This is a genomic window from Modicisalibacter sp. MOD 31.J (assembly GCF_020147985.1).
GTDB classification, from domain to species: domain Bacteria; phylum Pseudomonadota; class Gammaproteobacteria; order Pseudomonadales; family Halomonadaceae; genus Modicisalibacter; species Modicisalibacter coralii.
Genome location: NZ_JAGXFF010000005.1, coordinates 455,479 through 473,087 on the forward strand (window position 1 = coordinate 455,479; position 17,609 = coordinate 473,087).

14 protein-coding genes and 1 pseudogene are annotated in these 17,609 nt (G+C 62.3%); 4 read left to right on the forward strand and 11 right to left on the reverse strand.

Annotated elements, in window-relative coordinates; genetic code table 11:
- Positions 1 to 135 precede the first annotated feature (135 nt).
- Complete coding sequence (lnt, locus tag KGR00_RS19030; protein ID WP_224418751.1) at positions 136 to 1,617, forward strand: apolipoprotein N-acyltransferase; 1,482 nt, start codon at positions 136 to 138, stop codon at positions 1,615 to 1,617.
- Positions 1,618 to 1,697: 80 nt separating this feature from the next.
- On the opposite strand, the gene KGR00_RS19035 is transcribed toward lnt, so the two are convergent.
- Positions 1,698 to 2,234 (reverse strand): DsrE family protein, encoded by a 537-nt coding sequence (locus tag KGR00_RS19035; RefSeq protein ID WP_224418750.1) that lies wholly within the window; start codon positions 2,232 to 2,234, stop codon positions 1,698 to 1,700.
- 139 nt (positions 2,235 to 2,373) lie between these two features.
- Here KGR00_RS19035 and dsbD point away from each other — a divergent pair, with 139 nt between their 5' ends.
- From dsbD to dsbG, 3 genes are all read left to right on the forward strand, one after another.
- The gene (gene dsbD / locus KGR00_RS19040) at positions 2,374 to 4,311 is read left to right on the forward strand and encodes a protein-disulfide reductase DsbD (RefSeq protein ID WP_224424512.1); all 1,938 of its coding nucleotides are present in this window, start codon (positions 2,374 to 2,376) and stop codon (positions 4,309 to 4,311) included.
- Positions 4,312 to 4,313: 2 nt separating this feature from the next.
- Positions 4,314 to 5,138, forward strand: coding sequence for a prolipoprotein diacylglyceryl transferase family protein (locus tag KGR00_RS19045; RefSeq protein WP_224418749.1), 825 nt, complete (start codon positions 4,314 to 4,316; stop codon positions 5,136 to 5,138).
- Positions 5,139 to 5,213: 75 nt separating this feature from the next.
- The gene (gene dsbG / locus KGR00_RS19050; RefSeq protein WP_224418748.1) at positions 5,214 to 5,996 is read left to right on the forward strand and encodes a thiol:disulfide interchange protein DsbG; all 783 of its coding nucleotides are present in this window, start codon (positions 5,214 to 5,216) and stop codon (positions 5,994 to 5,996) included.
- 78 nt (positions 5,997 to 6,074) lie between these two features.
- On the opposite strand, the gene KGR00_RS19055 is transcribed toward dsbG, so the two are convergent.
- The 10 genes and pseudogenes from KGR00_RS19055 to KGR00_RS19100 all read right to left on the reverse strand — a co-directional run.
- On the reverse strand, positions 6,075 to 7,379 hold the full coding sequence (locus tag KGR00_RS19055) for a sensor histidine kinase (RefSeq protein ID WP_224418747.1): 1,305 nt from the start codon (positions 7,377 to 7,379) through the stop codon (positions 6,075 to 6,077).
- Entirely contained in the window at positions 7,376 to 8,071 is a 696-nt protein-coding gene (locus tag KGR00_RS19060; RefSeq protein ID WP_224418746.1) for a response regulator, read from the reverse strand. The genes KGR00_RS19055 and KGR00_RS19060 overlap by 4 nt, the downstream gene beginning before the upstream one ends.
- A 76-nt stretch (positions 8,072 to 8,147) precedes the next feature.
- On the reverse strand, positions 8,148 to 8,561 hold the full coding sequence (locus KGR00_RS19065; RefSeq protein WP_224418745.1) for a DUF6691 family protein: 414 nt from the start codon (positions 8,559 to 8,561) through the stop codon (positions 8,148 to 8,150).
- Positions 8,558 to 9,016, reverse strand: coding sequence for a YeeE/YedE family protein (locus KGR00_RS19070; protein WP_224419855.1), 459 nt, complete (start codon positions 9,014 to 9,016; stop codon positions 8,558 to 8,560). The genes KGR00_RS19065 and KGR00_RS19070 overlap by 4 nt, the downstream gene beginning before the upstream one ends.
- Before the next feature lie 80 nt (positions 9,017 to 9,096).
- The gene (locus KGR00_RS19075; protein WP_224418744.1) at positions 9,097 to 9,528 is read right to left on the reverse strand and encodes a TIGR01244 family sulfur transferase; all 432 of its coding nucleotides are present in this window, start codon (positions 9,526 to 9,528) and stop codon (positions 9,097 to 9,099) included.
- Between the two features lie 41 nt (positions 9,529 to 9,569).
- Positions 9,570 to 11,363, reverse strand: a complete 1,794-nt coding sequence (sulP, locus tag KGR00_RS19080) for a sulfate permease (protein WP_224418743.1) — start codon at positions 11,361 to 11,363, stop codon at positions 9,570 to 9,572.
- 16 nt (positions 11,364 to 11,379) lie between these two features.
- On the reverse strand, positions 11,380 to 12,648 hold the full coding sequence (locus tag KGR00_RS19085) for an FAD/NAD(P)-binding oxidoreductase (protein ID WP_224418742.1): 1,269 nt from the start codon (positions 12,646 to 12,648) through the stop codon (positions 11,380 to 11,382).
- A 58-nt stretch (positions 12,649 to 12,706) separates the two neighbouring features.
- Complete coding sequence (locus KGR00_RS19090) at positions 12,707 to 13,621, reverse strand: MBL fold metallo-hydrolase (RefSeq protein WP_224418741.1); 915 nt, start codon at positions 13,619 to 13,621, stop codon at positions 12,707 to 12,709.
- Between the two features lie 490 nt (positions 13,622 to 14,111).
- Positions 14,112 to 16,337 (reverse strand): DEAD/DEAH box helicase, encoded by a 2,226-nt coding sequence (locus tag KGR00_RS19095; protein ID WP_343232821.1) that lies wholly within the window; start codon positions 16,335 to 16,337, stop codon positions 14,112 to 14,114.
- A gap of 169 nt (positions 16,338 to 16,506) precedes the next feature.
- A pseudogene (locus tag KGR00_RS19100) lies at positions 16,507 to 17,607 on the reverse strand (DUF6094 domain-containing protein); the annotation flags it as partial.
- Positions 17,608 to 17,609: the final 2 nt, after the last annotated feature.

A 17,609-nucleotide genomic window follows, 5' to 3' on the forward strand; every position in this document is an offset into this window, starting at 1 on the left:
TGTTCCAATCGGTGTGTAAAGAGGTGGTAGACAACTAGCAACTGGCTAATAAGAAGTCCAGGCAAGTATCACCACCTCGAGGCCTCAAGAAGATTCACGGTACCCTTGATACAGCCCCGCCTCGGAGGAGAGTGCATGCCAGCGTGTATCGTTAAGCCTTGGTCAACCTATCTAGCCGCGCTTTTGGCCGGCTGCTTATCAACGCTGAGCTTTGCACCCTTCAACTTCTGGTGGCTAGGACCGCTTGCCGTAGCACTGATGTACCTGGGTCATCATCAGCTGAGCACGGTACAGGCAACGCTGCACGGCTGGCTCTTCGGGATCGCTCTATTCGGTACAGGCACCAGTTGGGTCTACGTCTCGATTCACGACTACGGATATACCGGTGTTCCTCTGGCAATTGTTCTGACTGGATTATTCGTAGCCGTACTGGCTCTGTTTCCCGCCATTTTCTTCGGGCTCTATCGTCACTTCACTTCATCTCGGCTGGCATTCCTGAGTTTTGCTGGGACCTGGGTGCTTGCCGAAGCTTTTCGTAGCTGGGCATTCACCGGTTTTCCATGGCTACTATTGGGTAGTGCTCAAGTAGATTCGCCCATAGCGACATGGGCGCCTATTGGTGGGGTTTATTTACTGTCACTAATCGTCGCTTTGACGGGGACATTGCTAGTCGAGTTTTTTCGGCGACGCTGGTGGGCTGTGGTGCTTATCGCTATGATCTGGCTCGCTGCACTGGCAATGCCAGGCCAGTGGACCCACAAGGCCGCCGATCCATTGCGATTCGCGTTAATTCAGGGCAACTTGCCTCAACTCGATAAGTGGAGCTCAGAGGGCCAGCGTAACGCACTGGAGGTTTATGCTCGGTTGACCCACGAACTACCCATAAACGCCGATGTCATTGTCTGGCCTGAGACGGCACTGCCAATGTTTGCGAATCAGGCTCGCCCCTATCTTGAACGCCTGCAGGCTTCACTTCCTCCTGGTACAGCGCTTCTCACCGGTATCGTTCAAGGTGACCGCGACGAGCATTACTACAATGCCATCATCGGCACCGGGGCGGTGCAGGGCGAGTATCGAAAGTCCCACCTGGTTCCCTTCGGTGAGTTTCTTCCCCTAGATTCCATACTGCGCGACGTGATAGATTTTTTCGACCTTCCGATGTCGGACTTCAGCGCCGGGGCTGAATCGCAGCCGCCGATTTTTACCCACGACGTCGCTATCGGGAACGCTATCTGCTACGAGATCGTCTATCCCGATTTGGTCGCCGAGCGCGCCCGAAACGCCAAAGTTTTGCTTACGGTCTCCAACGACACCTGGTTTGGTCGCTCGATCGGACCTTTACAGCACCTGCAGATGGCGAGGCTCCGGGCGCTCGAGAACGGGCGTTATGTAATACGCGCGACTAATAATGGTGTTACCGCGATCATCGACAATAAAGGTAATCTGCGACAGCGAGGCCCACAGTTTGAAGCAACCAGCGTCATCGGCGAAGTCACACCCATGACTGGGCTGACACCGTTCAGCCGCGTTGGTAGCTGGCCAATCTGGCTGCTTGCCGCTCTGTTGGTGCTACCAGGAATCAGAGAAAACATTCTTCGCCGGCAAACATATTACTGATAACGCAGCGAATTTTACTGGGCGCCTCGTCTATCTCTGATATATCCCATTCAAACTCCGATGTCGAAATATATTCATTCTTATAGGTTAAGCGGAACGAACCCATGTCTTCCCAACGCCAACGCTGCGCTCAAGCCTGACTGCACCGGCTCGATACCGGCTTCGACCTCCTCGAGCGACAGCCCTTGAGCGGCCAGCGCCTGCAGGCAGACCAGCACCGGCACTCCTTGCTGGCGCAGGGCGTTCCACCAGGGCGCGTTGGGATTTTCCTCGAGTGACGGCTCGGCAACCCGCTCGCGATAGGCTGCAGATTTCAACACGCATGGCGTCGCCGGCCCGGCAACGACGACGACGGCGCGACACGCCACCTCGGCCTGTGACATCAGATTGAGCGTTCGCACCAGCCGTATGACACCGCCATGCACTCGATCCGTCGCATCGGCCGCACTGGAAATCTGAAAGAGCCCATGACAGGTCTCGCCGGGCGCGGGAAGCCACTGATCGACCGCCTGCCCAGCAGGCAGCGGTGAGCCGGGGATCGCCAGTTCGGCATTACCGGGTTTGCCTCGAATCAGCCCCAAAGAGTCGAGCCACTGCGATGAGGGGTAATTGTGCATTTTGACCTCCGCTTAAATCTCATAAAAAGAATAACGATATTCAATAAATGAATATACGCTACCGACAGCGATAGCAAGGGTTCATTTTCAGCTCATCCCCATGGGCCAATCTGTCGCCATCGAATCAGGAGCGCAGCCGATGCGGGCAGGAGCGAAGGGGAAGTCAATGCGGTCAAGGCGAGTCCAGTGGATCATGATGTTGACATTGCTCGGTGTCGCCACGCTGTCCATGGCGCAGGATCCGTTCGGGCAACAGGGCGACTTCCTACCGCCGGATCAGGCCTTCAAGCCGACGCTGATACAGGATGGCGACGAGGTAGAAATCGACTGGCAGATCGAGCCCGGTTACTACCTCTATCGCCACAGCTTCTCTGCTCAAGCCGATGAGCACGAACTGTCGCTCGATATCCCCGAGGGGGAGACCATTGAGGACGAGTACTTCGGCCGGTCCGAGATCTACCGTCATGTGTTGAGCATGACCACGCACCCTGGGGAAGCCGATACCCTCACCCTGCGTTGGCAGGGTTGCGCCGATGCTGGCCTCTGCTATCCACCCCAGCAGCGGACTTTCGAGCTGGAATCCTTCGGTGGTGCCTCCGGGAGCGGCACCACCGACGCGAACGCACGGGGAACAAATGCCTCGGCCGAGGCGCCGAATGCGTCATCCGCGACACCAGCGTCTGCCGCGTCAAGCCCCACCACTCAGCCCCAGACAGACGCGGCGGTGGCGGAAGATCAGCAGTTGGCGGCACAGCTCGCCGGCGGCAACTGGGTCTGGACGCTGGCCGCCTTCTTCGGCATGGGGCTGCTGTTGACCTTCACGCCTTGCGTGCTGCCGATGATCCCCATCCTCTCCAGCCTGATCGTCGGCCAACGTCGCAGCGGGGAGAATCCGCGCGCCGCCGGCTTCGTGCTCTCGCTCGCCTACGTTCTCCCCATGGCCGCGACATACGCGATACTGGGCGTGGCCGCGGCCATGGCCGGCGCCAATCTGCAGATGCTGTTCCAGAATGTCTGGTTCATCGGCATTTTCTCGGTACTGTTCGTGGTGCTGGCGCTCGCCATGTTCGGTGCCTTCGAGCTCGAACTGCCGCGGGCGCTGCGTCAACGCCTGGATACGGGACTGTCGAAACAGCGCGGTGGCCGATTCAAAGGCGTCGCCGTCATGGGGGTGCTCTCCGCCTTGCTGGTCGGCCCTTGCATGACCGCTCCCCTCGCCGGCGCCCTGCTGTTCATCGCCGAAACCGGCAACCCGTGGCTGGGCGGCGCGGCGCTGCTCGCGCTGGGCCTCGGCATGGGCGCCCCGCTGGTGCTGATCGGCACGGTCGGCAGCCAGTTGCTGCCCAGGCCCGGTGCCTGGATGACGCGCGTCAAGGCGCTGTTCGGCTTCGTGCTGCTGGGCATGGCGATCTGGTTCGTCGCCCGCATCCTCTCGGATGCCATCGTGCTTGGCCTGTGGGGCGCGCTGGGCCTGGGCGCCGCGATCTCTCTCGTCGCCATGGCGCGTGGCAACGGCACGGGTAGCATTCTGCCCCAGTTCGCCATCGCCAGTGCCGCCATCATCGGTCTGTGGAGCGCGTTGATCCTGATCGGTGCCGCCGGTGGCGCCAACGACCCGTGGCGACCGCTGTCGGTCTACGCCCCGAGCGGTGTGGCAACGACCTCGCAGGGTGCCAACGTAGCTGGGCCTGTCGCGTTCGACGGCGTGAAGGATCTGTCCACGCTCGAACGCCGCGTCCAGGCCACCGCCAACAGCGGCCAGATGACGCTGGTCGAATTCACTGCTGACTGGTGTGTCTCCTGCGAGGTCATTGAACGGGAAGTGTTCAGCGACCCGAGCGTTAAGGATGCGCTCCAGGACGTGCAGCGACTGAGTATTGACGTCACGGATTACGACGACGCGGACCAGGCGATCATGCAGCACTTCGGTGTCGTCGGCCCGCCGACCCTGATGTGGTTCGGCCCCGACGGTCAGGAGCAGCGCGGCGCCCGCATCATCGGCGAGCTGGATGCCGAGGCCTTTATCGACCGCTACGCGCAGGCCAGACAGAGCGCCAACGAGTCCACGGAGGGCTGACCATGAATCCGCTCGATCGCAGTATCGCTTTGGGGCCCCTGGGCGTGGGTCTGGGTCAGCTTCTGCTGGTCGTGGCCATGATCGTTGCCCTGATCGTGGGTGCCTGGATGGGCCGTCGTCGACAGGTCAGCGTCGGCGACCTTCTGTTCAATGCGTTGCTGATCGGCGTGATCGGCGCACGCATCGTGTTCGTCGCCCGCTACTGGCAGAGCTACGACACGTTCTGGTCCTGGCTCGATATCCGGGATCGCGAATTCGAGCCGCTGGCGGGGCTGACCATCGCTTTCGCTTATCTGGGCTGGCGTTTCTGGCGGCAGCCGGCCATGCGCCGCCCGTTGGGTGCAGCGGTTCTCTCGGGTGCTTTGGCGTGGTCGATGACTGCTGGCGCCCTGGCGCTGATGGCGCCCCGCGGAGCGAGCCTGCCCTCGATCCCGCTGGCAGATCTCGATGGGTCGCAGGTGGTACTAACCGCTGTACTGCAGGAGTCCGATCGTCCCATGGTGGTCAACCTCTGGGCGAGCTGGTGCCCGCCCTGTCGTCGCGAGATGCCGATGCTGGAACAGGCCCAGCAGGAGCGGGACGATGTGTCGTTCGTGTTCGTCAATCAGGGCGAGAGCGTCGACGCCGTTGAGACATTTCTGCAACGGGAGTCCCTCTCGCTCGATCATCTCTATCGCGATCCGAACATGGCCTTCGGTCGGGAAGTGGGCGCCATGGCCATGCCGACCACGCTCTACTACGACGCCGACGGCCAGCTCGTCGATACCCACTTCGGTGAGCTTTCCCGTGCCACGCTCGATCGCAGTCTCGAGCGCATTGCCCCATGACAATTCGGACGCGCTTTCAACCCGAACGCTTCACTCGACCTTCCCGCTAGACGTTAATAAACGGAGACGACAACGATGCAACATCACACCCCCCGAATGATGTCACTTCGGCTCGCGCTGCCCCTGGCCGCCGGTATGGCTCTGGCGGCAAGCCTTCCCGCCGCCGCCGATGACTGGCCCGCGCCGATCCAGGCACTAGAGCAGCAGGGCCTCACCGTTCACGGCGAATTCGATGCGCCCGGCGGGCTCAAGGGCTACGGTGCCAGCATTCGAGGACAGAGTGTAGCCGCCTATCTGACCCCGGACGGCGAGCATGCCGTCGTCGGTACGCTGATCGACGACCAGGGTCGGGACGTCTCCGCCGAGCCGCTGGAACAGCTCGTCGATGGACCCAAGAATGCCGAGCTATGGAAGGCAATGGCGGACCACCATTGGGTTCGCGAGGGCGATGCCGATGCATCGCGAGTGGTCTACACCTTCAGCGATCCCAACTGCCCCTACTGCCGCAAGTTCTGGCAGGACGCTCAGCCTTGGGTCGAAAACGGTGATGTGCAGATTCGTCATCTGATGGTAGGCGTACTCAAGGCGGACAGCCCCGAGAAAGCCGCCGCGATTCTGGCCGCCGACGATCCGAGCGCCGCCATCGCCGAGCACTATCGCACCGGCGCCATGCCGGACAGCGAGGGAACCGATCAGAGCGAGCAGTGGGTCGCCGACAACACGCAGGTGATGCGCGACGCCCAGCTCTATGCCACGCCGGTAATTTTCTATCAGGACGACGATGGCGAGGTGCACAAGGTCATGGGCGCGCCCTCCCCGGACAAGCTGCGCACCATCATGGGTAGCGACTCGCCCTGAACTTTCCCGTTCACCCCTGCTCATCCCCCTATTCATCCGGCCCTGCTCAACCGCCCCTGCTCATCCGCCCCTGGCGAATCAGGCCAGGGGCAGCGAGAGCGTGACCCGCAGCCCGATGCCGTCGCCGGAGGCGAGCCGCACGCTCCCGCCGGCCCGGGTGGCGATCGCCTCGACGATGGATAACCCCAGGCCGCTACCCTGGAGATGATTGCCGCGATGAAAGCGCTCCGTTAGGCGAGCGATCTGTTCGGGCGGAATGGTCTCGCCCTGGTTGGCGATGTCGATCACGGCCATGCCATTCGTCTCGTGCACCCCGATCTCGATCGGGGTGTCGGGCGAACCGTGACGCATGGCGTTCTCGAGCAGATTGCGCAGCGCAATCACCAGCAACTCCCCGGATAACCCGACGTGAAGCCGGTCGACCGACGCATGCCAGTGACAGCGATCACGACTGCCGGTTTCCACCATCGCGGCCTCCAGGGCCTCGCGCAGCCGCGTGGGGTCGACACTCCCCCGCGCGATCTCCTCGCTCTCCATGCGTGCCAGCAACAGCAACTGGTCGAGCGTCTTCGTCAGCCGCCCCACCCCCGCCTCGGCCTGATGCATCGCCTCCCGGCGGGGATCGCCGTCAACGCGTCGTGCGATCTGCAGATGGGTACGAATCGCGGTCAGCGGCGTGCGCAGCTCATGCGCGGCATCGTCGGTAAAGCGCTGCTCCAACTCCAGCATGCGCCGGGTGCGTGCCAGCAGGGTATTGAACCCATCGATCAGCGGACGAATTTCCCCCGGCAAGCCGCGGATCGGCAGTGCCGAGAGATCATCGTGATCGCGTGACATCAAGCGCCGCTGCAGCCTCGAAAGCGGCGACAGACCCCGGGTCACGCCCCACCACAGCGCGATCAGGCTGCCGATCGAAGCGAGTAGAAAGGGATAGAACGCCGCACGGCGTACCTGAGATAACAATGATTCCCGCTCCCGCAGCCGATCCGCCACGGTGATGCGCTTATCGTCGTCGACTAGGGTATAGACGCGCCAGCGCTGGCCGTTGTGATCGCGGTAGCTATAGCCTTCGTCATCGACGGCGAGGACATCGTTCATTTCCGGATGCGTACCCGCCACCACCTGCCCGCGCAGCGAAGATACCCGGCACGCGACGCCCTCTAGCGCAGGGATGGTCGATGTCTCGCCCACTTCTCCATCCCAGGCCGCGGCTGGCACGCGATCGAGCAGGCCGGCCACCATTCGCGCCGACTGAGCCAGACGCTGATCCAGCGACCGCTCGAGCTGGCTCGAGAGATCGCGCATCGACCACGCCGCCGTCAGCCCCCACAGCAGCATCAGCGTGATCCCGAGCGTGGCGACGAGACGCAGCCGCAGGCTCATGAGGGTATGTCGCCATGCAGTCGCTCGTCGGCGGGAAGCGCGCCGAGACGGTAGCCGACGCCCCGGACCGTCTCGATCACTTCGCGTCCCAGCTTGCGACGCAACTGGTAGATATGCACGTTGAGGGCGTTACTCTCGATCTCGTCATCGATGCCGTAAAGGCGATCCTTCAACTGGTCGGCGCTCAGGATCCGCCCACGCGCGCGCATCAGCGCCTCCAGTAGCATCAGCTCGCGACGCACCAGCACCACCGGTGCGCCATCCAAGGTCACGCTGCGAGCGACGGGGTCCAGCGCCAGGCGCCCGTGGCGAAGGGAGCGGTCGACCTGCCCGGCACTGCGGCGCAACAGCGCCTGCAGCCTTGCCGTCAACTCATCCAGATCGAACGGTTTGACCAGATAATCGTCGGCTCCGCCCTGAAGCCCTTCCACACGACTGGCAACGGCGTCTCTCGCCGTCAGCATCAGTACCGGCATGGCAATACCCGCACGACGCCACTCTTGCAGCAACGTCAGACCATCGCCGTCGGGCAGACGGCGATCGAGCACCGCGGCATCGTAGTCGATTGCGGACAACGCCCCGCGTGCACCGTCCAGCGTGTTCACGATATCGATGACGAAGTCGCTCAGCGCCAGTCCCGCTTCGATGCCTGCCGCCACCGGTGCATCGTCCTCGACGAGCAATACGCGCATGTTTATTCCGTTTTCTACCTGATCCATTCCCGCCGCAGTCTGGCGGACGGCGATGATGTCAGGATGAGTTCACCCTTTAGTGAGCAGGGGAAAGCCGACGCGCCAGCCACCACCCGATCACCATGGCGATCAGGAACAGCGCCAGTGGCCAACTCAGCACCGGAAGTGAGGCGACCGCCGGTCCCGGGCAATACCCTGAAAGCCCCCAGCCGATACCGAAAAGCGCGGCGCCTCCCAGCAGTCGGGCATCGAGGTCACGGCGGGTGGGCAGCTGAAATCGGGATTCGAACAGCGGCATGGGGCGTCGCCAAGCGAGCCGATAGCCGATGAAGGTGGTGACGACGGCACCGCCCAGCACGAAGATCAGGGTCGGATCCCAGGCGCCGGCGACATCGAGAAAGCCGATAACGCGCGCCGGATCGGTCATGCCGCTGATCGCCAAGCCGAGGCCGAACAACAAGCCCGTCAGGTAACCAGCCACCACCTTCATGGTGCGCCTCCCAGCCAGGGGCGCGACACGAACACGGTCAGCATGGCGACCAGCACGAAGACGAGCGTCGCGGCCAGGGATCGCGGTGACAGTCGTGCCAGTCCGCAGACGCCGTGTCCGCTCGTGCAGCCGCTGCCCAGACCCGTGCCCAACCCGACCAGCAGACCGGCGATCAACATTGTCGTCAGCCCGCTCGCCGGAGCACCGACCACCGCTTCGCCGTCGCCCGCCACATTGCCCCAGTCCAGGCCGGTCAATATCAGCAAGCCCGTCCCGGAGACGATTCCCAGTAGAAACGCGACACGCCAGGGCGTGTTCCCGCCGCGTTCGAAAAGCAGCCCAGAGAAAATGCCGCTGATCCCTGCGATTCGTCCCAGCAACCCCATGAGCAGGGTAGCGGCAAGTCCGATCAGGACCCCGCCCAGCAACCCCTGAAACGCACTCATCGTTTCCATCTCGTGTCCCATTGCCAGTGTCGTCAACCAGCTATTTTCGAATGCTCGGCAGCGCCGACATCACATACCGATCAGCTCCTTCAGACCGCCTGGCTTGCCTGCTGCTCGAGGCGCTCACGCAAGGGCTCCAGGTCATAACCGGCGGATTGTGCAGCCTCGATGAGTTCAGGAACGGTGCGATGCGCTGCCTGTGACAAAGCCCATAGGTGAGTCACCCGCTTACCCGAGCGGCAGAAGCCGATAATGGGGCCAGGAGAGTGAATCAGGATGTGCTCGAACGCTTCGATATCGGCCTGCGAATATTCCCCCGGCTTGACCGGGACCTGATGCCAGACCATGCCCAATGATTCTGCCTTGCTTTTCATGCCATCAGGATCTGGCTGATCCTCACTCTCGCCCCGTGGACGATTGGAGAGGATCGTGCGAAACCCTTGAACTGCCAGTTGCTCCAGCTCTTCGAGTTGGGGCTGTGCGGTGACGCTCAAACGATTATCAAGTGACTTGATTTCCATGATTTCCTCGTCTTGCTCGTTTGGTGATGACGTTGATGTCATCAACCGGCTGTGACAGATTCACCGGGCGTCGGTGATTCGATACAGGGATGGCTCAGTGGTGCCGCCCCGCGGCCGTGCAGCTCACACCAGGCATCGAAGGTGCTCAGGAAAACGCGGCCATTGAGCGTTTCGAGCAGTTCGGTACGGCTCAATCGGTCCATCACCGGCCCTTTCACCTCAGCGAGATGCAGTCCGATCTGCCGGTCCCGAAGACGCCGATTGAGCGCCTCGAGACTCTCCAGCGCCGTAGCATCGATGACATTGATCGCCTGACAGGCCAGTACCAGATCCCGCGGCGGCGGATCGCGAGAGACCACTGCCGTGATCAGGTCTTCCAGATGGCGGACGTTGGCGAAATAGAGGCTCTCGTCGACGCGAAGAATGGCAACCCCGGCGTCGGTTTCAACCGCGTGGCGGCGGACGTTGCGGAAGTGCTCGGTCCCCGGAATGCGCCCTACCTCGGCGCTGTGGGGCCGGCTGGTGCCGTAGAGATGCAGCGCCAGCGACATGCCCACGCCGACCAGAATGCCCACGTCCACGCCCAGGATCAGCGTCGCCAGCGCGGTGGCGGTCATCGCCACGCCCTCGCCGCGGGCGTAGCGCCAGACCCGCGCGAACGCCGCCAGATCGATCAGCGAGACGGTGGCGATGACGATGGTCGCCGCCAGAGTCGCCATCGGCAGTTCCCGCAGCCAGGGCGACAGAAACAGCATGGCCAGCGCGATACCCACGGCGGTGAACGCGCTGGAAGCCGGCGTGCGAGCGCCGGCATCGAAATTGACCACGGAGCGCGAGAAGCCGCCGGTGATCGGCATGCCGCCGGTGAAAGCCGCCGCCAGATTGGCCCCGCCGAGCCCGATCAGTTCCTGGTCCGGATCGACGCGCTCACCGCGGCGCACCGCCAGCGCCTGCGCCACCGAAACCGACTCCACGTAGCCGACGATGCTGATCAGCACCGCCGAACCGATCAGCGATCGCCAAAGTGCCGGCTCCCAGTCGGGCAGGGTCAGCGGTGGCAGACCAGCGGGAATCTCGCCGATGACGGCCACGTCGCGGCCCAGCCATCCCGCCGCGCCGGCGACCAGCGCCGCCAATACGATGGTGGCGATGGGCGCCAGCTTGACCAGCACACCGGCGATTCGAGCCGGTACGTGATAACGTTCCAGCGCGGACTTGCCCCATCGTCGGATCAGCCACAGCAGCAGCAGCGACCCCAGCCCGATGATCACGGTAGGCAGGCTGACACCGGTCAGCGCCGACGGTAGATGGGACAGCAGCGCCGGCAGCGTCGAACCAGAGAGATCGATACCCAGCAGCTGTTTGAGCTGGCTCGCCGCGATCAACACGCCAGAGGCGCTGACGAAGCCGGTCATCACCGGATGACTCAGGAAATTGACCAGAAAGCCCAGCCGACAGAGACCCATGATCAGCAGAATGGCCCCGGAGAGCAGTGCCAGCACTAGGGCTGCGGCGATGTAGTTCGGCGATCCCGACTCGGCAACCTGTGAAAGCGCCGATGCCGTCATCAGAGACACCACCGCCATCGGGCCGACGGAGAGCGTCGCGCTACTCCCCAGCAGGGTGTAGACGACCAGCGGCACCAGGCTCGCGTACAGCCCCACCACCGGCGGGAGTCCCGCCAGCATGGCGTAGGCCAGCGCCTGCGGGATCAGCATCAGCGCCACGATGATGGCTGCCAGCAGATCTTCGCCCAGCAACCCGCCGTTGTAACGCCGCCCCCAATCCAGGATCGGGAACCAGCGTGCCAATCCGGCTTTTTGCGGCTGATTCATGATTTGCCGGCCTCAATCAAGTGCGCGCCTGCGGCTTGGCCAGCCATTCGTGCCCCTTGAGCATCAGATTCCAGTAGATGAAGGGGAGCTGCTGCGCCTTGATGTTCCATCCGAGCCGGGTCGGCCGTGTGGCCTGATTGATCCAGGAAGGGAACGTCGGCTGCAACTGGCCACCGTAACCGAACTCCGCCAGCACCACGCGACCGCGTTCGACCGTCAACGGACAGGCGCCATATCCCGCATAGCCGGAGGGCATCGACTTGCCATCGAGCACAGCCAGCAGATTGTCCGCCACTACCGGTGCCTGCTTGCGCACGGCGGCGGCCGTCTTGGCGTTGCCGGTACCGCTGGCGTCGCCGAGACCGAAGACATCACTGAAGTGGTTGTGCTGGAGAGTGTCGGCATCGAGATCAAGCCAGCCACCCTTGTTGGCCAGTGACGATTCGCGCACCAGCCTTGGGGCGCGCTGAGGCGGCACGACGTGAAGCATGTCGAAATCGGTCTCGATCTCTTCGCTGCTATCCTCGCTCGTGACGCGAAAACGCGCCTTCTGGGCCGGGCCGTCCACGGCGATGAGGTTTTGTTGGAACTGCTTGTGGATGCCGTAACGCTGAACGTATTCGTCCAGTGCCGGCACGAAGTCCGAGACGCCGAACATCACACCGCCGGCATTGTAAAAATGAACGTCGATGCCGTTCAGGACGCCCTGCTTCTCCCACTCATTGCAGGAGAGATACATCGCCTTCTGGGGCGCCCCGGCGCACTTGATTGGCATTGGCGGCTGTGTGAACAGCGCCTTGCCGCCGCGCATCGACTGAACCAACGACCAGGTATAGGGTGCCAGATCGAAACGGTAGTTCGAGGTCACGCCATTCTTACCCAGCGTCTCCTCGAGACCATCGATCGCCTGCCAGTCGATCTCGAGACCCGGCGCAACCACCAGCGCCCGGTAGCCGAGTGTCGAACCGTTGCCTAGTACAACCTGGCGAGATTCCGGCAGCAACCGTTCCGCCGCGGCCTGGTGCCAGGTCACGAAGCTCGGCATTACCGAGTGCATCGAACGCCGGGTCTGCTCCGGGGTGAAGACACCACCGCCCACCAGCGTCCAACCGGGCTGGTAGAAGTGATCCTGCGCGGGCTCGACGATAGCGATATCGAGATCGGAACGACGTTTGTGAAGACTCGCGGCAACCGCGATGCCTCCCGCCCCGCCGCCGACGATGACGATGTCATGGCGCTTGTCGTTCGTAACTGTCGACGGATTCGTGTCTGTCGATTCGTTCATGACTGGCTCCCTTTAGTCGATTCGGCGCGGCGCGATAAGGTTTGGCGACGACGCCTTCTCACTCCCACGCGGCACCTTCCAGGGCGTCGAGCGGCAATTTCAGATAGCGTTTACCGTTGCTCTCCGGTTCGGGGAGGCGGCCGCCGAGAATGTTGACCTGCAGCGCGTGCAGGATCAGCTTCGGCATCGGCAGTTCGCTGTCGCGACGATTGCGCAGCTCGACGTACTCGGCCTCGCTGCTCTCATTCAGGCAATGCTTATTGGTCTCGCGCTGCTCGCGCACTGTACTTTCCCACTGCGGTTCCCGGCCGTCGGGCATGTAGTCGTGGCCGGTGAACAGGCGTGTCTGATCAGGCAGCGCGAGGATCGCTTGGATCGAATGCCACAGCTGGTGTGCGCTTCCCCCGGGGAAGTCGGCGCGGGCAGTGCCGAAATCGGGCTGAAACAGGGTGTCGTGAACGAAGGCGGCATCGCCGATCACATAGGTGATCGAGGCCAGCGTATGGCCCGGTGAGTGCATCACCCGGCAATCGATCCCACCCAGCTTGAAGGTGTCCCCTTCATCGAATAGATGATCCCACTGGCTGCCGTCGTCCTGCAGGTCCGGCCAGTTGTAGATTTCCTTCCACAATGCCTGGACTTGGGTCACCGGCTGGCCGATAGCGGTGGGCGCACCAGTCTTGTCATGCAGATAGCGCGCGGCGGAGAAGTGATCAGCGTGGGGATGGGTATCCAGAATCCACTCGACCCTAAGCCCTTCGCGCTCGATGTAAGCTAAGAGCTCATCGGCCTGGAACGTCGCCGTGGCGCCGGACTTCTCATCGTAATCGAGCACCGGATCGATGATCGCGCAACGGCGCGTAGCGGGGTCACTGACAACGTACTGGATACTGAAGGTACGAGGATCGAAAAAACCGGCGACGTCGGGACGGCCAGTATCCCCGTCACCTTGAGAGAGAGCAAAAGTGTTCATCACGGCTCCTTTGGAAAGCATACCCACAGAGTAACGCCAAAAATGTTCTAACGTTAGATTGATTTGAAATATAAAGCGGAGCTAGGCATCTACAGTTATGCCTTCCAGGCATATCTCTTTGCTCGAACATGAAAAAACGGCACCGGGATCGCCGGTGCCGTTGTTCTTACGGCCTCTTCAGGCCCATCCGCCCTCAATGAAAATAACGCGATGGTGGATCGGGGCTTGGTCGTACGCACTTTACGCTTCGATGTTCGCTCTCATAGCATTTTGCTGGTCCGGCCTGGCAACCCCCTACCGGACAATGCTCGTGGACTCATCAGCTGCGTGCGCATCCAGCTACAGAAGGACTTGAGATCTCTAGGTCAGGCTCTGCCGGTGGGTGACATCTAAAACACATTTAGGCCCCTTTCGACCCGCATATTTCATTCTCATTAAAAAACCCCAACCCCTCAGAGGAGGGGTTAGGGTTTGAAGTGAAACGTGAGCGTCATGCAACCAGCTGACGAGCCAGCTCCACTTCGACCGATTCGCCGTCGCTGTTGAGCGAATCGAGCCCAGACTCGGGGATATCCCCGGACGTGCTCTGTGCCACGGCGATCTTGCTGGCCATCAGCCGCAGGCAGGCGATCTGTGACGTTTCGGCGTAGCCAAAGAATACAACGCGTACCGCCCGGTGCTGACCAATTCGCCAGGAGCGCCGCGCTGCCTGCTGCAGCGTGTAGACGTTCCAGCCAGTCTGCATGAATGCGATCGTCGGGAAGTCGAGAAGATCCAGCCCCGTCTTCACCAGCTCCGGGTTGGCGATCAAGACATCGATCCCCTTCTCGACCTGGTCCGCGATCCAGTCCTCGCGCCGACTGGTGTCGACGCTAGAGCGCAGCACGGCCACTTTCAGCCCCGCCTGCTCGAGCACCCGCTTCAGGCGACTCGTCGTGTCGCGCTTACCAGTGTAGGTGGAGTAGACCAGCACCTTGCGGCCCCGGGCCTTCTCCGACCGGCATAGCTCGATCAGCTCGTCCTCCTTCGGCATCGTCGACGTCTCGTCGAATATCGACTTCGCGAAACTGATCAGCTCCCGTGAGCGCGGATGCTTGACGGTCTCGGGCCGAAAACAACAATCAGGCCACGCCAGCAGCACGTTGAGCACCACTCCGAGCAGTGTGGTGTCCTTGCGAGCCAGCGCTTCCTTGAGCGCCCGTGTAAGCTCCTCTGAGAGCCGATCATAGGCACTGGCCTGATCGAACGACATCGGCACTTCCACGAACTCCTCGTCATAGGGCGGCAGCACATCGCCACCGATGTCCTGGAGCTTGAGAAAAACCGTGAAGGGCAACACGTAGCGCAGTATGCCCTTGGGACCGAAACCTGGTGCCTTCACGGTGCGCACCGAGGTTTTCCGCCCTTTCGCCGTCTTGTGTCCAGCGCCCTCGCGCTCCGAGTAGATGTCCTTGAGGACACCGTGCTCGCGCATGAAGGCCATGGACGCCGCGCCCAGTGAATTGCGATGGGGACGGTAACCATCCTCGATCATCACCGGCGTGAGAACCCGAAAGAGCAGGTAGAACAGGTCATCGGCATAGCCGCCCATCAGCGTGCCTGTCAGCAATAGCGTCTTGCGTGCCTTCGCTGCCAGTACGCCCATGGCTTGGCCCTGGGCCGACCCCGCGTTCTTGTACTCGTGCCCCTCGTCGACGATCAGTAGGTCGAAGAACCGATCGGGCAGGTAGCGCTTCACGAATTCGCTCGGCTGGAAACCGCCCTCGCCGAAACCGAACTCGATGTTGGCCATCGCCCGCTCCATCCTCGTCGCTTGACGATCGTTGAACACCAAGTCACCGTTCTCGTCCATCAGGTTGATGAACTCGTGCACGTTGTCGGCCAGCATCGACGATAGAAACGCCTCCCCGAACTGGGCGATCAGCTTCTCGGACGTCACCTTGCCGATCGTCGGGATACGCTGCAGCGCCTTGAGCACCGAACGACGGCGGGCATCCCCTTCGGGCTGCCGCTGCCGTATGAGTGTCCAGAGCTGGCCACCGCAACCGCCGCAATGCTGCCGACGCTCGGTCTGCTGGAACGACTCGAACCGGATCGGCTCATTGTCGTTGTCGAGTATCATGCGGCCGCAGTCCGGACACGCCGCGAAGCGTCCGGACAGCGTGCGCTTCGGGGTGGCCACCGGAACCCAGTGGAACCCCATGCGCATGCGCACGCGACCCAGCACGAAGAACTCCGGCCGGCCATCCTCTGGCTGCCCCAGCTGTTCGCGCAGTTCGAGCAACTTCGCCAGCGTATCGGGCCCGTTGAGTACCCACACGTGGGCATCGGGCACCGTCTCGAGGATCTCGCGCCGCCACTTGTAGACCAGGTGCGGCGGAGACACGATCAACGATCGACGATAGCCCTTGGTCGCCAGCACGGCGGCGACGGCGATCGCCATCATAGTCTTGCCGGTTCCCATCTCGGCGTTGATGATCCCGGCACGTTCGTTCTGATCCAGCAGCAAGGCACAGATGGCCTGAACGACCTCCGCCTGTGCCGGAAACGGCTGTCGTGCCAGGGTGTCCATCACCGCCTGACGAGCCGGGTCGCCTCGGCCATCGTAGACCGGAGGATGGGTGTGGTTGAGCGTATCCAGAAGCCCGTCACCGAACTCATCGATGAAATCGTTGAGCGCGATGACGTTATCCGGTGCTGTGCAGGGCATGTTCATAACCGTCTCCAATGAAAACGGGCAGAACACGCCCCCACGGGCGAAGTTCTGCCCGTAGGGGTTGGCTCGCTCCATGAGCGAGCGTGTTGGTTTATGCCGTCTCGGCGTCCGAATCGGCAGGTTCAGATGGTGTCGGCGCATCCAGTGCCGGCGTCGAGGTGATCTTGAACAGTCGCCCCTTGTCGGGAGAGCCAGGCGTGACGTCCCAGGCCATGATGGCTGGCACGAAACGATCGGTCAGGATTCGACGCTCGCTGATGTTGCCATCGGCGTCCTCGTCGAACTCGACCTTCGAGGACTTCTCCTTGAAGGTATCGCCCTTCACGACCAGCTGACGCCCGGATCGCGAGGTCACGACGCCCGATATGCCTCCCGCCGCCAGCGACAGCGCGAGGTGCCAGCTCGAAAGCCGGCGCAGCGGACGACGTTGCGTGGCGCCATCGGTCCAGAACGCCAGGTTGAAGTCGGGCCATAGCCCGCCCAACTGCTCGACCTCCTGCCCCAACTGCTCGGGCTCCAGCGACACGCGGTAGCAATGTGGCGTGCTGCTCGTCGCCGGCGGCACGTCATAGGGTTCATCCCACCAGGTCGACGGCAACGGCTCGGGTTTGAACTCTCCCAACCCGAGTCGCTGCAACATCTGTCTGATCGTTTTGGTCCGGTCGTTGGCCAACAGTGCATTGCGCTTCGTTCGAACGCCGAAGACGACGACCTGCTTGAAGGTATCGACCGCGGCCTCGAACGCGGTGACGCGATCGAAGTGCTGGCTGACCCAGCTCGACAGTTCATCGTCGAAGACGTAGTGCGGCACGATCATCACCATGACCCCGCCGTACTGCAGCAGATGGACACAGCGCTGGTAGAACAGCTTCTCCAGCCGCTGCCGGCCCTTGCCGGCATACCCCTTGCTGCCGCCGGTCTCGCTGACGAGATCCCCGTAGGGTGGGTTGAAGAACATCATCCCGAACGAGCGCGGCGAGATGACGGTGTCCATCAGATCCGACTGGATGCCGACATCCACGACACTCTGCATGTGGCGTGCGCGCTCGAGATCGAACTCGATACCGTAGACATCGGTTCGCTCGCGGCCCAGCCGGTGAGCACTTTCCAGAATCGCGTGACCTTCGCCGGCGCACGGATCCAAGATGCGCACCCGCTGGTCATGCGAGGCGTCCAGAGCCTGCAGAACACGATCGATCGAGTCCTCGTCGGTGGGGTAGTAGCCGTTCTTGGCGAAGTTGCGCGCCAAGCGTGGAAACATCAGAGCCATGA